16 protein-coding genes are annotated in these 18,548 nt (G+C 55.8%); 15 read left to right on the top strand and 1 reads right to left on the bottom strand.

The genetic code is table 11. The features are described 5' to 3' along the window. The first annotated feature begins 8 nt into the window (after nucleotides 1-8). The 15 genes from ACKXF9_RS01985 (at nucleotide 9) to ACKXF9_RS02055 (ending at nucleotide 18,156) form a co-directional block, all read left to right on the top strand. A complete protein-coding gene (locus ACKXF9_RS01985; protein ID WP_418265138.1) occupies nucleotides 9-1,202 on the top strand; it encodes a hypothetical protein in 1,194 nt (397 codons plus the stop codon). A gap of 46 nt (nucleotides 1,203-1,248) precedes the next feature. After that, nucleotides 1,249-1,902, top strand: a complete 654-nt coding sequence (locus tag ACKXF9_RS01990) for a hypothetical protein (protein ID WP_418265139.1) — start codon at nucleotides 1,249-1,251, stop codon at nucleotides 1,900-1,902. Between the two features lie 30 nt (nucleotides 1,903-1,932). Then, the gene (locus ACKXF9_RS01995; RefSeq protein WP_418265140.1) at nucleotides 1,933-2,643 is read left to right on the top strand and encodes a hypothetical protein; all 711 of its coding nucleotides are present in this window, start codon (nucleotides 1,933-1,935) and stop codon (nucleotides 2,641-2,643) included. Beyond that, nucleotides 2,627-4,615 (top strand): protein kinase domain-containing protein, encoded by a 1,989-nt coding sequence (locus ACKXF9_RS02000; RefSeq protein WP_418265141.1) that lies wholly within the window; start codon nucleotides 2,627-2,629, stop codon nucleotides 4,613-4,615. The genes ACKXF9_RS01995 and ACKXF9_RS02000 overlap by 17 nt, the downstream gene beginning before the upstream one ends. 81 nt (nucleotides 4,616-4,696) lie before the next feature. After that, entirely contained in the window at nucleotides 4,697-5,470 is a 774-nt protein-coding gene (locus ACKXF9_RS02005; RefSeq protein WP_418265142.1) for a vWA domain-containing protein, read from the top strand. 11 nt (nucleotides 5,471-5,481) lie between these two features. Beyond that, on the top strand, nucleotides 5,482-6,483 hold the full coding sequence (locus tag ACKXF9_RS02010) for a protein phosphatase 2C domain-containing protein (RefSeq protein WP_418265143.1): 1,002 nt from the start codon (nucleotides 5,482-5,484) through the stop codon (nucleotides 6,481-6,483). A 32-nt stretch (nucleotides 6,484-6,515) separates the two neighbouring features. Further along, a complete protein-coding gene (locus tag ACKXF9_RS02015) occupies nucleotides 6,516-7,283 on the top strand; it encodes a hypothetical protein (protein WP_418265144.1) in 768 nt (255 codons plus the stop codon). A gap of 1 nt (nucleotide 7,284) precedes the next feature. Further along, on the top strand, nucleotides 7,285-7,908 hold the full coding sequence (locus tag ACKXF9_RS02020) for a 4Fe-4S single cluster domain-containing protein (RefSeq protein ID WP_418265145.1): 624 nt from the start codon (nucleotides 7,285-7,287) through the stop codon (nucleotides 7,906-7,908). Beyond that, a complete protein-coding gene (locus ACKXF9_RS02025; RefSeq protein WP_418265146.1) occupies nucleotides 7,905-8,789 on the top strand; it encodes a hypothetical protein in 885 nt (294 codons plus the stop codon). The genes ACKXF9_RS02020 and ACKXF9_RS02025 overlap by 4 nt, the downstream gene beginning before the upstream one ends. A 13-nt stretch (nucleotides 8,790-8,802) precedes the next feature. Then, a complete protein-coding gene (locus ACKXF9_RS02030) occupies nucleotides 8,803-10,254 on the top strand; it encodes a hypothetical protein (RefSeq protein ID WP_348584744.1) in 1,452 nt (483 codons plus the stop codon). A 21-nt stretch (nucleotides 10,255-10,275) separates the two neighbouring features. Beyond that, nucleotides 10,276-11,709 carry a hypothetical protein gene (locus ACKXF9_RS02035; RefSeq protein WP_348584743.1) on the top strand — a complete coding sequence of 478 codons (1,434 nt, stop codon included), beginning with the start codon at nucleotides 10,276-10,278 and terminating at the stop codon, nucleotides 11,707-11,709. A 28-nt stretch (nucleotides 11,710-11,737) separates the two neighbouring features. Beyond that, nucleotides 11,738-15,190, top strand: coding sequence for an AAA family ATPase (locus ACKXF9_RS02040; RefSeq protein WP_418265147.1), 3,453 nt, complete (start codon nucleotides 11,738-11,740; stop codon nucleotides 15,188-15,190). Nucleotides 15,191-15,214: 24 nt separating this feature from the next. Further along, nucleotides 15,215-16,750, top strand: coding sequence for a relaxase/mobilization nuclease domain-containing protein (locus ACKXF9_RS02045; RefSeq protein WP_418265148.1), 1,536 nt, complete (start codon nucleotides 15,215-15,217; stop codon nucleotides 16,748-16,750). A 12-nt stretch (nucleotides 16,751-16,762) separates the two neighbouring features. Then, entirely contained in the window at nucleotides 16,763-17,725 is a 963-nt protein-coding gene (locus ACKXF9_RS02050) for a hypothetical protein (protein WP_418265149.1), read from the top strand. Nucleotides 17,726-17,862: 137 nt separating this feature from the next. Next, nucleotides 17,863-18,156 (top strand): transposase, encoded by a 294-nt coding sequence (locus ACKXF9_RS02055; protein WP_418265150.1) that lies wholly within the window; start codon nucleotides 17,863-17,865, stop codon nucleotides 18,154-18,156. Here ACKXF9_RS02055 and ACKXF9_RS02060 read toward each other — a convergent pair. Next, on the bottom strand, nucleotides 18,145-18,396 hold the full coding sequence (locus ACKXF9_RS02060; RefSeq protein ID WP_418265151.1) for a DUF6061 family protein: 252 nt from the start codon (nucleotides 18,394-18,396) through the stop codon (nucleotides 18,145-18,147). The genes ACKXF9_RS02055 and ACKXF9_RS02060 overlap by 12 nt on opposite strands. Nucleotides 18,397-18,548 lie beyond the last annotated feature (152 nt).

Genomic DNA, 18,548 nt, shown 5'->3' on the forward strand with positions numbered 1-18,548 from the left:
GGAAGTTTATGGGTATTTTTGCAGATATGCTCCTCGCTGCCGGGTTGCGCCGGCATGATCAGCATGTCAATCACATTTCCAACAGCTTGTTCGGTTCCCTGCCGGAAAAGGGCCGCTGCATCCTCTGCGGCGGTGTGGACAGCGGCGAATTTTCCAATGCAAAACAGATCAAGCTTCACGCCTTTTCTTCCCGGCTGCAGCGTGCCGCCCGTAAGAGCCTCCCTACGCTGTGCCTTTACTCCGGCACTCTGCCGCCAGAGGGGCCGGACGCCGCCGTTCGGCAGCTGCGCGAGCAGTATCCCGACAAGGTCGTGCGGCTGGGGCAGGATATCTCCTACCTGCCTTTTGACCGCAATGTGGATGTTGAGGATGCCATGCGCATCCTTTCGGGCCCGGTGCACATTTATGTGCAGAAAGCGCAGGCATCTCCCGGTGAGATCCTTTCCTTCCTGCGGACCATACTCCAGCTTCTGCACGAGCACTGGCCCCCGGAGATGTTCACCTTTTCCAATCTGGACATCATGATGCAGAGCTTTGGCAAAAATGCCGCCGAATTCCTGAGCACTCTGCCGCCCGACGCTGTTCAGCAGGCAGAGCATTCCCTGAATCTCAGCTGGAGCACCGGCGTTGACGGCTTCTGGAAAGCATTCCGCAGCCAGTGCGCCGTTCTGGGACCGCCCGGCGTGCGCCGCCGTTCTCTTTACTCCTGTCTGGCCGACGGCAAACTCTGCGTTCTGTGCTCTCCCCCTGCCGGGCAGGAGATGCTCACCGCCGCTCTGCTGGGCGAGATGGAAGTTTTTCAGAAGTGCCGCCGCGACTTCTGCCTGATCGATTACGACGTTTCCTGCAAAACGCTGGAATCCTCTTCCCTTTTACAAACTGCGCCGGGGCAGATGCTTTTCATCGGCAGCACCTTCCAGGGTCTGGGTCTTGCAAACTGCATCATCCTTCACCCCACACTGTGCTGCCTTGGTGTCAGTGCTCTGGACGCCAACGATATCTTCAAGATGTTCATCACCAACGGTATCGTACATCATGTCACCGTCGGCTTGGGGCACCATGCGGCCTTTACGTTTGCCGGAGTGCAGGAGCCGCCCATTCCTCCCGACCGGCTTCTGACCGCAAATATCCACGACGGCAGCGCACTTATATTATCCGAAAAAGGTTCAAAATTTATTTCCCTATTATTTTTTGAAGCGTAGTTGTTTAATAGCATCACAACAAATCCATGGGAGTTTTCATCAAATCATGAAAAAGTGTGTCAAATGCCATCGCACCTTTCCCGATACCGCAGCGATGTGCCCAGACTGTGCGTTATTCCTGATCGAGGATGTCACGCACGATCTTGGGCAGGAACACCCCGCACCTGCCCGCCGCCGGGTGGTTTATCCAGAGCCTTCCCCGGCACCCCCTGAAGCAGCGGCTCCGTCCACAGGCGGTCTCCACTTCACAGCCAGCGAAGAGCGCACGGCTCCCGCCCCGGCACCCCCTGAAGCAGCACCCAGCCGCAGTGTCCCGCTGCGTCGGATGCTCCACCGTGCCGCTCCCCTTCTGGTGCGGCTGGTGCCCGTGGTGCTTCTTTTGATCATCCTTCTGTTCATCCTCGTCAACTGGGCAGCGATCCGTGCTTTTTTGCAGTGCATCTTCATCGGCGCGCTGCTGGGTGCGTTCATCATCCCGCTTCTCCCCGCCTTTTTTCACGGACATGTGATGCTCTCTCCCGGTGCCTACACCGCCGGTGCTGTTCTGGGCGCTGTTACTGCCTTTGCCATTCAGTATAACATTTTGGATGTCAGGGGCGCGGTCAGCCGCTCAATGAACGGTGGCCTGCTGGATATCCTTGGTCCTTCTGCCATCGTGCTTCTGGGCATCTGGATCATCCTGCACAGCGTTCGCCGCTGACCCACACTTTTACAGATTGGAGGTCTACTCATGATGAATCTGCTCGAACTTTCCAAAGCGACCGGCCTGCCGCCGGAAGACCTTCGCGGGATCCTGCACGACCGCTACCACCGTGTCGTTCTTCATGAACTGGCACCGGTCAACACCGAAGCCGAGACCGAACTGCTTGCCGAATATGCCATTCGTTCCCCTCCCCATCCGGCAAAAAAGCAGCACCCCCGTAAGCCCAGCCCCGGCCCTGACCGTGAGCGCCAGCGGACCGAGACCCTTCAGTTTCTGCGCCGCGTTTCAAATCACGATGTGTTCATCGACACCTGTAGCCTGCTTCACACCGGTTTCTTTCCCTTTTACGCGCTCTATCGTAAAGCGGTCTCCCGCCCCCTCTGCGTTCCTTATGTGGTGAAGCTTGAGCTCGAGAAAAAGCTTCATGACCCCCGGCTCCATACACAGGCCAGCCGTGTGCTGGAACGCATCCACCGCGACAACAACATCATCCTTCTTGGCGGTGACGAGGACCTGCGCCGCAGCGACTGCGGTAGGAAGCGTGTCCATGCAGACCCGGTCTTTGTAGAGAAGCTTCTCTACCTGCGCAATAACGGTCATTCTCTCCTGCTGATCACGCAGGACAAGGCCATGACCGCAGACGTTCTCGAGATCAACAATCTGCGATCACGTCATTCCAAGGCAGTCGTACTGGTCAAGAAGCTGACCCCGGATGGTTTTCTTGCCGACTCTCAATAACCGATCAGGAGGAAACCATATGAGTACTACCCTTCGTACCCTTTGCGAGGAATATCATCTCTCCACCCCGGATGGCACCAGCGCTTTGCAGAGCAGCGGCATTCTGGTGCTTTCGCCAGACGCTGAACTTCCTGCTTTTAAAGAAGGTTCTTATCGCAAGATCCTTTCTTCTGCAGCTTCGCCGGGTCCGCGTACAAGCCCCAAGCCGTCCAAACCCTCCTCGACGCCGCCGCGGCCGTCTCCTTTTTTGCCGGCCAAGACACCCCCGGGCGCAGCACCCCGGGCCGCCCCTGTGGATCACGAACAGCGTCAGCGCGCGATCCTGAGCCGCGACCTCATTATCATTACCTATATGTCACTCCGCAAACCGCAGACTGCCAGCATTCTCTATCAGGTGCTTGAGTTGAAGGTCACACAGCGCACTCGCACCCAGCTCGTGCTGTGCAAGGCCGCAGCCGACGCTCTGGAAAAGGATGCGCAGCAGTTCCCGGTCCTCGAAACGGTCGCTTCTCATGTTCAGCAGCTGAAGCAGCATCATGCGCTCCACCTGCTGAACGGCTCGCTTGCCTGTGAGAACCAGCTGCTGTCTGCCTTTATCAAAAAGCAGGATCTCAGCACCTCCATTCTTGTCCTTGGTACGAACCGCAGCCTGCATATGTTCATTGAACACCGCAATCAGGTAAACCAGACAAACCCCGGTTATCGCATTATTTACGAGCGTGATATCGACAACAAATCGCACTTGGCCAACCCCGCCAAACAGCGTCCGGCCTTTCCCGACCCGGAAGGCAAGACCAAAGCGCCCTATCCCGAAAGCTCTGCTCTGGCGGCTGACCGCATCCCCCGTGAAGGCGGTACCGCCTACATCCTAAAAGGCCGTGAGGATACCGGTTCCTATGAGCCAGTCCAGCTTGGCAAGCGTCTCGGTCTCGGCGGCGAAGCGCTGGTGTATCAGCTGCCGGACGGCAAATGCGCGAAGATCTTCAAAAGTAAAAACAACTCGGTCATGAAAAAAGAGAAGATACGCATCATGGTACGCAAGCTCGGTGCCATGCGTGCCGTAGACGCCGCTTTGATGAGCCGTCTCGCGTGGCCGGAAAAGATGCTGTACAACGAGCAACGCGAGTGGATCGGCTATATCATGCCGGCCTTCTCCAACACACATCCCTTTGCCGATTATAGCTATGATACCTTCCCGGCGCTGATCCCAAACGTCAGCAAGGCCGATCAGATCCGCATGAGCGTGGCTCTGACGGAGCTAGTGGATTTTCTCCACTACAACAACATTGTCCTCTGCGACATCAATACCAGCAACATCCTGTTTGACAACGATCAGAATGCGTATCTCATCGACCTTGATTCGGCTCAAGTTGCTTTCGAGGAGAAGGTCTTTCCCACCAATGTCGGCCTGCCCGACTACCTCTCGCCCGAGCATATCCGTAGCTGTACGTTCGATTTTATCAAAAAGAAATGTGATGACGTGTGGATTCTGCAAAACCTTATCTTCAAGATCCTCACCCCCTGTGGTCACCCTTACAGCTCTTCTATTTACTGTGAGGATGACCGCGAGTATGTCGAAAAAGGCATCTACCCATTTCAGTTCGACAAGCACCCTGCCGAAGAAAAAATTCGCGGAGGTCCATGGTATAACGTCATTTCCCACCTGCCTTATTACTTGAAGGAAGGCTTCTGGGAAAGCTTCCACGGCGAAGGCAAATGGTTTCACGAGAAAGAGCGTCGGCCCGTCAGCTATTGGCTGAACATTCTGGTTCGTTACCAGGAAGATCTGCCCGCTCTTACTGCTTATGACGCAGAAAGCGGCAAATACCTGCCTTCCCGTGCCAAAAAGGCACCGCCGCCCAAAGCAAAAGTGATCTCGAAGGAAAGCAGCAGCCTTGCAGATTTCAACGAGCTTCTCAAGAAACTGCCGCTTGAGGCAAAAAAGAACAAAAGCTGGGACAGCATGGTCTGATTCCCTATCGCAGGTTTTCAAAAACAGCATTTTGCCGTTTTTTGATTAAAAAATATCATTTATACGGAGGATTTTAATCTTATGGCGATCAAGAATATTCTGGGAAACCCCAACGTCCGCAATTATATCGCTGCCACCAAACAGCCGGTGAACGTGATGAACACCAATAAACGCGGTTCCGCCTCCATCGTGATCGACACATCTGGATCCATGAACCCCTACCGGGATCTGCTCAAGCGCCTTATCTGTGAATTTTATGACGATGTTCTGAAGGATCCCATTGCCAGCAACATTCTTGAACTCTCAATCATTACATTCAACAGCGATGTCTTCATTCTCCAGCCGATGTCTGAAGTCAAAGCGCAGGAGAAGAAAGGCAAAGATATCGACCTTCACTGCGAAGGTTTGACTTTGACCGGCTGTGCCCTGCAGGTCGCGCTGCTCCAAATGGAGCAGCGCATCGACCAGTTCCGCCATGCTTCTCCGGTTATTAAATACACCGCGCCTATCTTGTTCCTTCTCTCGGACGGCAAGCCCGAGTACACCCCCGAACTTCGTGATCAGGAAGAAGCCGCTATGGCTTGGAGCAAGAAATACATCAAAGAGCAGGTTGCCGCCAACAAGCTCGTAGTCATTGCAGTAGAGATCGGCCGCAACTGCAACCACGCATTGATGCAGGAGCTTACCGGTCTGCGGGATGACCGCCATGTTCTGCGTGCCGATAACGCCAAATCTCTTGTAGACTTTTTTAAGTTCTCCAGTTCTATGTTGGTAAGCTGCTCTAAGTTCAAAAATGCATGTGAGGAGCTCAACGAAACCGATCTTCGCGACTATAAAAATTTTGCAGAACAGTAAGGAGGAAGCACATGTTCACCTACTATAAAACCTGCGACTTCCGCAAGACCGGCCTGCATCACACCCTGCAGCACCGCCCCTGTGAAGATCACACTGCCATGCGCATCGGCCCCGGCGGCTGCACTGCCATCACCCTTGCCGACGGAGCAGGCTCCTATTCCAAGGCTGACACCGGCGCGCAGATCACCAGCGCTGCCGCAGCCAGCTATCTGGCTGTCCACTTCGACGCCCTCTGGAAGATGGCTCCCGAGGATGCAGCACAGCACATCCTTCACGCTGTCCTGCACGAGCTGGCCGCAGAAGCCGCAGCCAGCGGCATCGACCTCAAAGAATACTCCTCCACCCTTCTGGCCGCAGCCGCTGTGCCCGACGATGGCCGTTACCTGTTATTCCATGTTGGTGACGGCGCTCTTATCGGTCTGAACAGCTCCGGCACCTGCCGTGTTCTCTCCCGCTATGAACACGACGGCCCTTCCAACCTCACAACTTTCGTAACGGTGCCCGACACCCCTTACTTTCTCCAGCAGGGTCATCTGAGCGAAAGCAGACTTTGTGGCTTCGCGCTTATGAGTGATGGCGCCGAAGAACATCTTGTAAATGAACTGGGCTGCGACCCCCACGTCCAGCTGATGCTGCAGCTGTTCTGCTTTCTGCACAAAGGCGCTATGCAGGAAGATCTGGAAGGGCTCTGCCATCTGATGCAGAGCAGCGGTGCCGGAGACGACCTTTCCTTCCATCTGCTCGCCGACACGCGTTTCGTCGGCCGTATGTTCTCGGCCGTTCCTCCCGCATTCCGGTGCGACGTGCTGGAGCTTCCCGCCGTGGGCCGTCAGGTCAAGTGCCTTTCCAAGGTGCTCAGCGCCGTGGCACTCCACCCGGAAGGAATCACCTTGCGGCAGCTGAGCCGTGCGCTCTATCTTCACAGTCCCCGTGCTGCCAAGCGCAAAGCGCAGCGCCTTGTGGATGCCGGCCTGCTTACCCGCAGCGACGGCGTGCTCCGCATCGCGGAATGACACAACATATTTTACAGAAAGGGCCGTTCACTATGATCATCATCATTGCTGTCTTCGTGATTTTCTTCGCCATTTGCGCCATGGCCTCCGGCAGTTCTTCCCACTCTTCTTCCGGTCAGAAGCCCTCTGCACCGCTTAAGAGCACCTCCAAGCCCGCTGCTCCCACCCACATCAACCGCGCCGCCCGCACTCCCATCACCAAACAGAACTTTCGCCAGAATCTGGAAACCCTGACCGACCGCGAGGACCTTCATCTCCAGACGACTGCTGAAGTCAAGCAATACATCGCTGCCGCAAAAAATTATAACACCGTGTCCCGTAAGGCCTTCCATCGTGCGCCTTCTTCCCCGCAAATCAGTATCGACATGACTTGGGCGGACGACCTGAGTGACCTGCTTCAGCAGACCGACATGCTCTACTCCAACGTCATGCTCACCTGCAACAAAAAACTGAGCTCTGACCGTTTTCAATATTATAACAATCTTTATTTCCGCAGCTTTACAGCTGCTGACCTTTGCCACGCCAAAGGGAAAGAGATAGAAGCCTGCCTGAACCGTGAGATCGACCCGCTGTTCAAACGCCTGAACGATCGCAAAGACCCGGCGCATCTGCAGAAGAGCGATTATGAACAGCTTTGTTCCATTGCGAAGAACATGCGCAGCATCAAGAGCTTTCTTTTTGACCGCCGTAACCAGCTGAACCGGCAGACGGCAGTCATTCGGCACAAAATTGGCACCGATTGTGGACGAGGGGGCCAAGCGTGGGAAGCGAGCATCTTGGCTTCGAAAGGAGCACGCTAAAATGCAGATGTCCCGCCTGCGTTACGACCGGCTGAGCTATGATACCAGCGGCCTGCTGGGGCCGCCGGGCCGCTGGCTGCTCTGGTTTCATGGCTGTTGCCGCAGCTGTCCAGGCTGCATTGCCGCGGACTGGAACAATGCCGACGCCGAGTATGAACTCAGCTTTCAGACCCTTACTCGTCTGCTGGATGCCCACCCGGATGCCGAGGGCATTACCATCAGCGGTGGAGAGCCGTTTGGTCAGAGCGCCTTTCTGGCTGACCTGACCGAACATCTCCACCGCCACGGCCTTGGCATCATCGTCTACACCGGCTTCACCCTTAGCGAACTCAGGGCTATGAAAGAACCCGCCGTCGAACGGGTGCTGGCCGTCACCGACACCCTCATCGACGGCCCTTACCGGGCCGAGCTGGACGACGGCAAAGCTTTTCGCGGTTCAGCTAATCAGGTCATCCACCACTTAACACCCCGCTACCGCGCCTATTTTTCTGTCCCTGCAGAACGCCGCACCACCATCCAGAAAAACGGCGGCGTCTACAGCCTCACCGGTATCCCCACTGAACGCGCCAAAGAAGAGTGGCTCAGCCTTCACCGCAAATTTTCAAAAGGAGAGATGATCCCATGATCCTTCATTCCACGCGCCCGGCCGTTTTTGTGCTTGCCATGGACGACTGTGAGGTGCAGGCAAGCAGCGGCGGACTGCCCAATTTCTGTTCTGTTCTCTGGAAAAACAGCGATGGCCCCGAAGCCCTCGCGCAGGACCGCCCTCTTTTTCAGCACTGCTGCTGGCAGCTCGACCTGTACGAGGAAGACCCTTCCAATCTTCTTGTGCAGGCCTATGATGGCGGCTGCGCGATGCCCCCGCTGTGCATCGAAGTGCGCGGCAAACAGGAGAGCACTGAAGCGGTCTTCTGCTTTCCAGACGGTTCTCACTCTGAAGTTTATCCGATCGCCTGCCCTTCTTCTCTGCGCATTACGAGCGACCGTGAAGGCGTCCTTCAGGTCGAGTTTCTTTCCATCATGGACGCCCCCGCACAGCCGGACACAGAGCCTGCGCCGCTGACAACACCGGATACGGGCGTGCCTGATCCTCCCGGTCAGGAAAGTCCTCCTCTGCCGGAAAAAGCTCTGGTTCAGGCACAGCAGGAACAACTGACCCGCCAGCAGGCAGAATTGGCCCGCCTAACCGCCGAGCTGGCCGCTTTGAAGCAGGAAAGCGGTCAGCTTGCGCAGGAGATCCAGCTCAAGCAGTCCGACATCGCAGCAGCCCGCAGTCTGCTGGCTGACCGCGCCGCTGCAGCCCGTTCTCTGCAAAAGGAGCTGGAAACGGTTCTGGACGCCAGTGGTCTGGATCAGGACACTCTGCGCTGTTACACCGGCAAGGACGGCGTCAACGCCCTGCTGCAGGAGTCGGAATCTCTGACCGCCCGCATACAGGCCGCCTTGAAAACGCTCATCCAGCAGCGCACTCAGGAGGCCGCAGACCGCTTTCAGTCTGTGACTTAAAGGGGGTGTTTCAATGGCATCCCCTCAACAGGAGATCCAGCAGCTGCGCCGCCAGATCGCAGATGCCAACCGCACCATTCAGGAGAACGAGTCCCGCAATCAGGCCGCCTTGTGCCGAACCATCACCGAGCTTCAAAAGCAGTACGAAAAAGCACGGAACGACCAGCAACAGGACTACGCTGCACGGCTGCGCCGCATCGAGGAAAGCTTCAGCAATGTCTATATCCGCGAAGCCGAGCGTTCCCGTCAGCAGTACCAAGCCCTTCGTGAAAAAGCAGAGGCCTATGAACAGCAGCTCTCGGAACAGATCCGCGCCCTGCAGAACGAGCAGGACCGCCTGATCGCCGAAGCCGACGCCCGGAACTTTGCACTTCGGCAGAAGGCGCAGAAAGCACTGACTGGTCTGGAGCGGCAGATCGCGGATGCATGCGCACTGCCAGTGGACGTCTTTTTCCCGCATTGCATACAGCATTACATCGAAGCCGGCGAGGAAGCCAAGGCCCTGCTGCAAGCCAGGCTCTACACTCTGGCCCTCTCCAAGGCCGACTGTGCCCGGCTCTTTGTTACCCGCCTGACAAGCGAAACGCAGGCCCGTCAGAATGAGCTGGAAGCGCTCTTTCTCCTTTACCGGCAGAGCTACGAGGTTATTTTGCAGCATCTCCATTCTGAGGAGACACGCTGCTTATCCGACCCGGACGGCAGCGTTCTTCTGCAGCTCAGTGAGCAGGACACCAGCTATTGGTCCGATCAGCTCTACACCGAACTGTCCACCACGTTGGATGGCCACCGTGCCGTGCTGGATGCAGGCATCAACGGCTGGCTCAAAAGATGCGCAGGTCAACCGGTATCGCCTACGCTTCTGCTTGATCAAGAGATCCAGAAGCTGAACGCTCTGCCCGACAAGCTCGGTTTATGCATCTCCTACGCGCTCTCTGCCTGTGACAGCTATAACCATACCGCCGATCTGTTCGAGTCTGCGGTCGGCCTGCTGAAAAGTCAGGGTTTTGCTTCCGAGACAGTCACTTACGGTGCCTGCCGTCCCGGCAACAACATCTCCGAAGGATATGCTCACTACCAAAAAGCTTCCCTTTTTCGCGCGCAGTGCCATACGCCCGGCGGTGCGCCCGACTACCGGGAAGAACGCATGCTCACCATGACCAAGCGCTACCCCGGCACTACAGAACATGACACCGTTTTCCTTTACGCCATCCCGCTTCGGCAGGCGGCCACCGTGCGTGCAGCGTTTCTGCTGCAGCTTGAGACCCGTTTTCTCCCGCAGGAGCGCGCCGCACAGATGGCAAAGAGGCTTTCCAACCTTACCGGCCAGCCGGTCACAGCCGCCCAGCGGGCTGACCCGCTGCCGCTGCAGCCGGATCGCCCCATGACACTGCAGACCGCCGAACAGCTCACTGCCACGGTCAACGATGATCAGGCCGTCAATAAATACAGTTCCGACATCATCTGATTTATAAAAGAGGAGTTTCTTATGAGTGCAGACAGCTTTATCCCTCTCGCCATTGCCGGTGCCTTCTTCTTCGCCGCCCCCATCGTTATTGCCGGTCTCGCCGTTGCCGGTGCTGCAGCTGCCGTTTCGGTCGTTGCACAGACTGCAGCTGACGCCAGCCGCAAGGCCGCCGCTGAACAGGCCAGCCGCCAGCGCGAACAGCAGGCCCGTCTCGCCCGCCAAAGCGCCGAAGACCAGCAGGCCATCCGCGCGCTTCAAAGCCGCTATACGGCTCTGCAGAGCCGTCAGCGTGCCGCTGCCGACGCGCTCAGCCAAAACATCGCGCAGGCCGCGCAGAAGGCCGCCCGTGAACTACACGCTTCCGGCAAGGCCACCGCCGAAAATGCCGCCAGCCTGCAGCGTACTGCTCAGGCAAAAGCCGAGGCGCTTTCCCATAAATGGAGCACCCAGAATGACGCCCTGCTGGCCCAGTACAGTGCCGACCTGCACGCATCGTTTCAGGAGACCCGCACGCAGCTGGAAGCCCGCAAGGCAGACCTGAGCCGCCTGCACAGCACCCTTGCAGGTGATGACGCCCAGACCCGCCGTCTTGCGCAGGAGCAGCTGGACACAGCCCGCATCGCCATCCAGAGCTTTGAAGTTGAGTTTGGCCGCTCCCCTGCTGCAGAGGACTACCACCGCGCTGTGGAGTACTTCAATGGCGGTCTGTATGAAAACGCCCACAGTTTGGCTTCTGCAGTGGCTTTAGACGTTTACACCCAGCTTGAAAAAGCACTGGTCCAGCAGGCGAAAGATGACTTCCTGCGCACTGCCATCCACACCATGGTGCGGACTGGTCAGGCGCGCATCCATGCGCTTGAGAACTGCACCGTGCCGTATCAAGGCGTCGAATACAACGAAGACCTCACTCGCTTTGTGCCGGATGTTTTCGCCGCACTGAAAACCTGTCTGCAGCAGCAGGAACATGCGTTGGAAAGCGCCAGCTCTGCAGAGCTGGCCAAAGCCCGCGCCGATGTCAGTGAGCTGCTGCAGGATGTCGATTGTGCCACACGCACGGCTGCACGGCAGATGATCTATGCCTACAGCGAAAACGATTCCGGCGAACTCGTACAAAGTGCCATGTTCCAGCAGGGCTACACCTGTACCGGCTATGCCTATAAGCATCGTCTGGAAGGCCAACCCCTGCATATCAACTTCGAGAAAGCGCTCACCGGTGAAAAGGTAACTGTGGAACTTATCCCTGACGACCATGGTGTGGCCCTGAACGTACACAATTTCGGCCGTCAGGCAGGCACCCCCATGAGTGCTCATGCACAGGACACCCTGCGTAATAATCTGGTTGCGGCGCTGAACCAGAGCGGTGCACTTCGTGTGCCTTGCCACGCAAGCTGTTCTAACAGCGGCGTTTCTTCCTCCGCTGCTCAGGCTGCAGACCTGCATGCCGTCAGCCAGTGAAGCCTTTGGAAAGGAGTGAAACTTGTCTATGAGCCGTTTCAGTGATGCTCTTCAGCGCGGCAGCGGCAGCAATGTTATCCTGCTGCAGTGCAGTGATGTCCGCGACATCATCATTCCCCGCGACCTCTGTCCCCGTGAATTCTATGTTGCATTGACGGATTTCCTGCGTCAGGCAGGTTTTGACAATGTGGTCTATTTCGACCCCGGCCTTGCTCTTGGCAAATATGTCTATGACGACCAGTCTGCCCGTTACAGCATCCCCGGCAACGAGACCGCTCCGGCCGCTGCGCCGGCAGCACCCGCCGAAGGAATGCCCCGCTTTGGCCGCCCCCGCAAGCCTGCTCCTTCTGGTAAGACCCCGGCACCGGCTCCGGCCAGCACACCGGAAAGCCCCGAAAAAAAGCTTATCTACCAGCAGAAGAATCTGACCCCAGAGACCCTCTATGCCGAATGCGACAGCTTTATGCGCAATACCACGTATCGCACTGCGGTGGTCTTTACCGATCTCCACGCCTTCATGGCAAGTGATCCTTCCGTCTCGCGTTATAGTTCTCTGCAGCATGACAAATGGAGGGGGGACAACCTGCTGATCTTTTTGCAGAAACAGCCCATGAGCTGTGAATTTGCGGGGCTTTTAAAGACCCGCAGCTGGTTCGACTTTTTCTTCGAAAGCTGCGGCGAGAACCGCTTTGTGCCAAAAGCCAACGCAGTTTTTTCCATCCGCTCCTTTGGCATTGATGAAACCATCCATCTGCTGCGTCGTCGCCAGCTGCTGAACGGTTTAACATTCCCCGATGGCGTCCGCGCCGCCGCCGACAAGATGCTCTATGCCCAGCGCCAAGCAGCCTCTGACCACGAGAGTGGTTCCGCTCTTACGCTGCGTGCGCTGGACAGCCGCATCTGCCAGCAGCTGGACCAGCCCGGCACTTCCCGCATCTTCGACGATGCTTTTCTGAGCATGCTCCTTGGTCAGGATCTTCGCAAGCTTGCGTTTGACCCATGGTATGTCCTCGAGCACCGCGCCGGATGGGAGAGCGTCACCGCTGAGCTGCACCGCATTCTGAAACCCGTCGAAGCTTCTCCGGCATCGTCTGAACCCCACGGCCTGATGACCGAGCGTTTCGAAGGATCCGGCTCCACAGTCTGGCCCACCTGTCCGCATCTGCCCGGTATCTTCCTCGCCGGAAACCCCGGGACCGGTAAAACAACTTCTGTCCATCTTATCGGCCGCATCGCCCATGATGCGGGCCTTCTTCCCATTGGTCACGTTGTCACGGCCAAGGCCAGCGACCTCATCAGCGATGTGATCGGCGGCACGGCCATCAAAGTAGGTCAGATGGTCGAAAAAGCCGAAGGCGGCATTCTGCACATCGACGAAGCCTACACCCTTTGCCGTAACCACAGCAGCAACAGCGGCAGCGGCAATATCTTCAATCAGGAAGCGATCGACGCCCTTGTTAATTTTATGACCGACGACACCCGCCATGTCCTGTTTATTTTCTCTGGTTATTCTTCTTCCAAAGGAGAAAGCACAGACGGCATTCAGGGTCTCTTCCAGATGAATCCCGGCCTGAAGAGCCGCATTACCGAGCAGAATGTTCTCACCATTCCGGACTATTCGCCGGATGTCCTGCACCAGATTTTTAATTCTGCTCTGGCAAAAACTGGTTACTCCCTTGATCCCGCCATGCCCGATTCTTCCATTCAGACATTGATGGAGAACATATATCAGTCCCGCGACCAGCACTTCGGCAACGCAAGATTTGTGGAGAAAGAACTCATCGAAGGGCAGCTCCTCCCTTCTGCCGTAAAGCGCGGCAGCCACACCATTCAGCGCGAAGATTTCGGCAAATGGGCCAGCCGATTGGAAACCATTACCATGGACTCTGTCCGCAAAGAGTTCGGGCACTTTCCCGGGCTGGACGAAACCGGCCTGCCCATTCTGGACCGTTATCTGAATTACCGCAAACGTCTTCGTGCTGAAGGGACCAATGACGGCCGGATAGAGCACATCGTTCTGGTGGGGAACCCCGGCACCGGCAAGACCCAGCTGGCCAAATTGCTCTGCCGCGCTCTGTACACGGCTAATCTCCTCAGCCGCAGTGATCCCATCGAGGTCACGAACACCTCCTCCATTCGCCCCGACCAGCTGCAGGAGGCCGCCGAGCAGGCCGTCCGGCAGAACACTCTTCTGTTCATCGACGAAGCCCACCGGTGCAGCGCGCAGAGCATTGCTGCCCTGCTCAATCCCATGACCGAAGATCATCGGCTCACCTGCGTGTTTGCCGTCCAGCGCAGTCAAGAGGAAAACTTTTGGAAAATGGATTCCAGCCTGAAAGAGCGTTGTATCGTCCATTATCTGCCGGATTATACCACCGACCAGATGATGGCTATTTTCAAGAGCAAGGCAGACGCAGCCAGTTATGTCTGCAAAAGCAACACCGAAGCTGCATTGCGTATCCTCTTCAAGAACTGGTACGATACCAGAGAGTCCACACCGGATTTTTCCAACGCCCGCGCAGTGGTGCGGCTTTGTACCGAAATGGAAAACGCTTATTATGGCCGCTGTTGTGAAGAGCAGTTCACCCAAGAAAGTGTCCATTGGCTCGAGCCGCAAGATATCCCGGAAGCTTACTCCCAGCTGATCGCCTCCCAGAGCCATCAAATCACCTTTGAGGAAGCCATGCAGGAATTCGACAACTTGTACGGCATGAGCGAGATCCGCAACTGGATCAAAGCTATTTATCGCTCCGTCCAATATAAAAAAGAACGCAATCCGGACTTTTCCTTTTTACTAGAACATCCTGTTTTTGTGGGTGCACCCGGAACTGGCAAAACATCTGCTGCCAAGATTTTAGGTAAGGCATTTTACGCCCTAGGGCTTGTCCCCAGCTCCCGTTTCTGCAGCTATAAGGCCAACAATCTCATCGCCGGCTTTATAGGGCAGACTGCGCTCAAAACAAAGGATGCATTGGCCCGCGGGCGCGGCGGCGTCATCTTCATCGACGAAGCCTACGCCCTTGCCTATGATGCTAACAGCCCCGGCGATTCTTACAAAAAAGAGGCCGTAGAGTACTTGCTGACATTTGCTGAGGAAAGCCGCAAGGATACAGTGATGATTCTGGCCGGGTATGATGCCGACATGAACCGGTTCATGGAAAGCAACGTCGGCCTGCACGACCGCTTCACGAAGGTGCATTTCCGCAGTTTCAGCGATGAAGAATGTGCACAGATCCTCCTGCTGCAACTGAAACAGAAAAACATTCCCCTCGCAGAGAACTGTCTGGACGCAGCTCGGGAGCTTCTCGCCGGTATCACTAAGATTCCGCAATTCTCCAATGCCCGGACGACCCGCAACATCGCTGAGGAGGTGTGCCGTGCGCATATCGCCCGGATCCAGACCGCCAGTGCCGACGAGCCCGACGTTATCATTCCGGAAGACATTTATTCCGGTGTCTCCACATGGCATAAAACACTTTGAATATTGTCTTTTTTCATTTTTAGTATGGCAACGCTCAAGCATATCGCCTCTAAAAACTCGGACTATACCGCCATCGAAGCGTACCTCGTTTACCAGCACGGTGCGTTCACCGGAAAGCAACTTCTGGATGAACAGGGCAAGCCGAAGCTGCGGGATTCGTACCTGCTCGACACCCTTGAGTGTGGCGATTTTTCCTTTGCAACGGCCTGTCTGCTGGCAAATCGCAAGTATGGCAAGAATACCCAGCATGGTGATATCAAAAGCCACCAGTATATCATCAGCTTTGACCCCAGAGATGCAGCCGACAACGGCTTGACCATGGAAAAGGCACAGGCACTTGGCCTGAAATTCTGCGAAGAAAACTTCCCCGGTCATCCTGCCATCGTCTGCACTCACCCGGATGGGCACAACCATTCGGGAAACATCCATGTCCACATCGTGATCGGCAGCGTCCGAACACGCGAGGTGGAACGTAAGCCCTATATGCAGAAGCCCCGCGACTGGCGCGAGGGTATGAAGCACTCCAGCACCGCCCAGACCATGCGGCACTTGCGTGTCGAGGTCATGGAGTTGTGCGAGAGTGCCGGACTGTACCAGATTGATTTGCTCAACGGCTCGAAAGAGCGCGTGAGCGAAGCGGAGTATTGGGCAAGACAGCGCGGCCAGATGAAACTTGACCGCGAGAACGCAGCCCTCACCGCAGCCGGACAACCGCCCCAGCAGAAGAAGTTTGAAACCGTAAAGGACACTTTGCGGAAGCAGATTTCTTCGGTGCTGTATCGCGCTGTGAGTTTTGAGGATTTTTCCGATAGGCTCATGCAGCAGTACGGCATTGCCGTCAAGGAAAGCCGTGGGCAGCTCAGCTATTTGCCCGCTGGCAGAACCAAGTTTATCCGGGCGAAACATCTCGGGGACAAGTTCGATAAGGCGGCAGTGCTTGCCACGTTGCAGGCAAATGCCGAACGCAAACCCAAGGTTCAGTTCAAACAGGATACCATCGGGAAACTGATCGACATCCAGTCGAGGATGACCGAGGGCAAGAGCATCGGCTACGAGCGTTGGGCGAAAAAGCACAACCTCAAAGCCATGGCACAGACCTTGATTTTCCTAGAAGAAAAGGGCTTGACCGATGAGGTCGCACTCGACCAGAGAATCGCAGAGCTTGACACCAAGTTCCATGAATCGCTGGCCGTAGTGAAAGACCTCGAAACCCGCATGGCAGAAAACAAGAATCTGCGCAGTCACGCTACTGCCTACCAGCAGTACCGCCCGATTGCACAGAAACTGAAAGCTGCCAAACGACCCGCAGTCTTTGAGGAACAGCACCGTGCAGAGCTGACAGCGTACCGGGCGGCAGCAGCCTATTTCAAGGCAAACAACATCACAAAGCTGCCCAGCCCGAAAAAGCTGGAAGCCGAGTATGCGCAGCTGGCATCCGAAAAGGCAAAGTTCTACGAGCAGTACAAGGAAGCTAAAGAGGAACTGCTCAAACTGAAAACCGCAAAGCAGAATGTTGCGTCCTTTTTCCGGGAGGAAGAACCGGCGCAGCAGGAGAGATAAAGGAGTGTGCGTATGATCAATCTGAAAATCGACCCGGAGTTCCAGTCCCAGATTCCCCCTCTGACCGATGATGAATTCAAGCAGCTTGAAGAAAATATCCTCAAAGAGGGCAAGCTGCTCTCTCCTTTGATCGTGTGGAACAACACCCTTGTTGATGGACACAACCGTTATGCGATTCTTCAGAAATATCCCGAAATCCGCTTTTCTACCATGCCGCTCCGCTTTGCAAATCGTGAGGAAGCACTCGCTTGGATTTGCAAGAATCAGCTGGGGCGGCGCAATCTTTCCCCCGAACAAAAGCGTTACCTGCTGGGGAAGCAGTACGAATCTGAAAAGAAAGCCGAGAAAATCTTTCACGGCAATCAGTACACTTTAGCAAAGAAAAGTGGTGGTGATCACGGTGATAACCACCACTCCGGGAAGAAAACCTGCGACCGAATCGCAGAGGAAAGCAGTGTCAGCCGTGCCTCCGTTCTTCGTGCCAGCCACTATACACGAGGCATCGACATCGCAGATAATCTCTCTCCCGGCATCAAGCAGAAAGTCTTTTCCGGTGAGGTGAAGTTCACCAACGATGAAATGTCCAAACTTGTGCAGAGCAGTCCCGACAAGCGGCAGGACGTGTTCGCCGAGATCATGCACCCGGAGATCACGAAAGCGATGGAAGCTGCTGACGCAGAACCCAACGCCGACACTCCGGTTCCGATGCCCACAGCCGACCCGGAACAGTTCAAGACTTATCAAGTCCCGGACGAGTTCATGCGGGTCTACAAAACCTTGAGCACAGCCACTGAAATGATGAAGAACACATGGAAGCGAGTGCTCAAGAACAATCAGAGCTATCTCTCCGACCCGGAAAAGCAGAAAGTTCTCCGTTTTGCGATGCAGCGTCCTGCCCTCTATCTGAATGAGCTGGAAGCCTGCATGGAACAGATTCTCGCTGAAACCCTTGAAGAAACTGAAAAGACCGCATAACGACAGGCACTTGTAAGCCATCAATGAGCCACCAGCCGCAAGTGCAGGGTGGAAAACTTCCGCGCCCTTGCGCCTGATAAAAATTGGAACTTTGATTTTCTCGCCCGACTTTGCCACGGTGGGACGATCAAAGGAGCGTGCGTTTGAACAAAAAGAAAAAGTCCACAAACACTTCCCCCTACCCCGATGAAGTCATTGACCGTCTAGCACGGGCGTTCTACCCGGCCATCCTTGCCTGCTGGAACAGCGAGGAAGGCCAGCGGGAGTTTGCCGCATGGCAGGCGGAACAGGCTCATCACACTACCAGCAAAGAGAAACAGAGCGTTCCCGACGGGGAACGCCCTGTTGTACATATCGCTATCGTATGTGGTCTTTGGCAGGGTGCGTCCGCAGGGCGCACCCTGTTTTTTGTTTTGCCCTTAATCTTCTAACCCATGGCTCCCGATTACGTTTTTCAAATATTCCTCCGGGTCGCCATTCAGAATCAAATCCGCATAGCCCAGCGGGTCATTGTAGATGAGATAATCCAACTCCGACCTCTGCGCCATGGTCACATCCAACGCATCCTCGACCCCGGTGCAGTCGATGGATATTTTTCTTCCATCCCGGAGCAGCAGCTCCACGCACCCGGTGTCCATGTTGAATTTGCAGGCTCTTTCATCGTACTTCATGTTTGTGTCCTTTCCGCCTTAAGGCACTCTCACAATGGTCTGTCGTGCTTTCTTATGATAAGGTCTAGGACATTTTTCGATGGAAGCAAGGGATTCGTTCTGTTTTCCGAAGAATACAAAAAATCCGAACCCTTCTCCTATCGGAAAAAAGT

This window comes from Faecalibacterium sp. 9, from assembly GCF_048320955.1.
Lineage (GTDB): Bacteria > Bacillota > Clostridia > Oscillospirales > Ruminococcaceae > Faecalibacterium > Faecalibacterium wellingii.

Bases quoted from the DNA above. Each gene is read 5' to 3' on its own strand.
- ACKXF9_RS02010 (WP_418265143.1), top strand. From the start codon at position 5,482: ATGTTCACCTACTATAAAACCTGCGACTTCCGCAAGACCGGCCTGCAT.
- ACKXF9_RS02035 (WP_348584743.1), top strand. From the start codon at position 10,276: ATGAGTGCAGACAGCTTTATCCCTCTCGCCATTGCCGGTGCCTTCTTC.
- ACKXF9_RS01995 (WP_418265140.1), top strand. From the start codon at position 1,933: ATGATGAATCTGCTCGAACTTTCCAAAGCGACCGGCCTGCCGCCGGAA.
- ACKXF9_RS02020 (WP_418265145.1), top strand. From the start codon at position 7,285: ATGCAGATGTCCCGCCTGCGTTACGACCGGCTGAGCTATGATACCAGC.
- ACKXF9_RS02050 (WP_418265149.1), top strand. From the start codon at position 16,763: ATGATCAATCTGAAAATCGACCCGGAGTTCCAGTCCCAGATTCCCCCT.
- ACKXF9_RS02040 (WP_418265147.1), top strand. From the start codon at position 11,738: ATGAGCCGTTTCAGTGATGCTCTTCAGCGCGGCAGCGGCAGCAATGTT.
- ACKXF9_RS02045 (WP_418265148.1), top strand. From the start codon at position 15,215: ATGGCAACGCTCAAGCATATCGCCTCTAAAAACTCGGACTATACCGCC.
- ACKXF9_RS02060 (WP_418265151.1), bottom strand. From the start codon at position 18,396: ATGAAGTACGATGAAAGAGCCTGCAAATTCAACATGGACACCGGGTGC.
- ACKXF9_RS01990 (WP_418265139.1), top strand. From the start codon at position 1,249: ATGAAAAAGTGTGTCAAATGCCATCGCACCTTTCCCGATACCGCAGCG.
- ACKXF9_RS02025 (WP_418265146.1), top strand. From the start codon at position 7,905: ATGATCCTTCATTCCACGCGCCCGGCCGTTTTTGTGCTTGCCATGGAC.
- ACKXF9_RS02030 (WP_348584744.1), top strand. From the start codon at position 8,803: ATGGCATCCCCTCAACAGGAGATCCAGCAGCTGCGCCGCCAGATCGCA.
- ACKXF9_RS01985 (WP_418265138.1), top strand. From the start codon at position 9: ATGGGTATTTTTGCAGATATGCTCCTCGCTGCCGGGTTGCGCCGGCAT.
- ACKXF9_RS02005 (WP_418265142.1), top strand. From the start codon at position 4,697: ATGGCGATCAAGAATATTCTGGGAAACCCCAACGTCCGCAATTATATC.
- ACKXF9_RS02015 (WP_418265144.1), top strand. From the start codon at position 6,516: ATGATCATCATCATTGCTGTCTTCGTGATTTTCTTCGCCATTTGCGCC.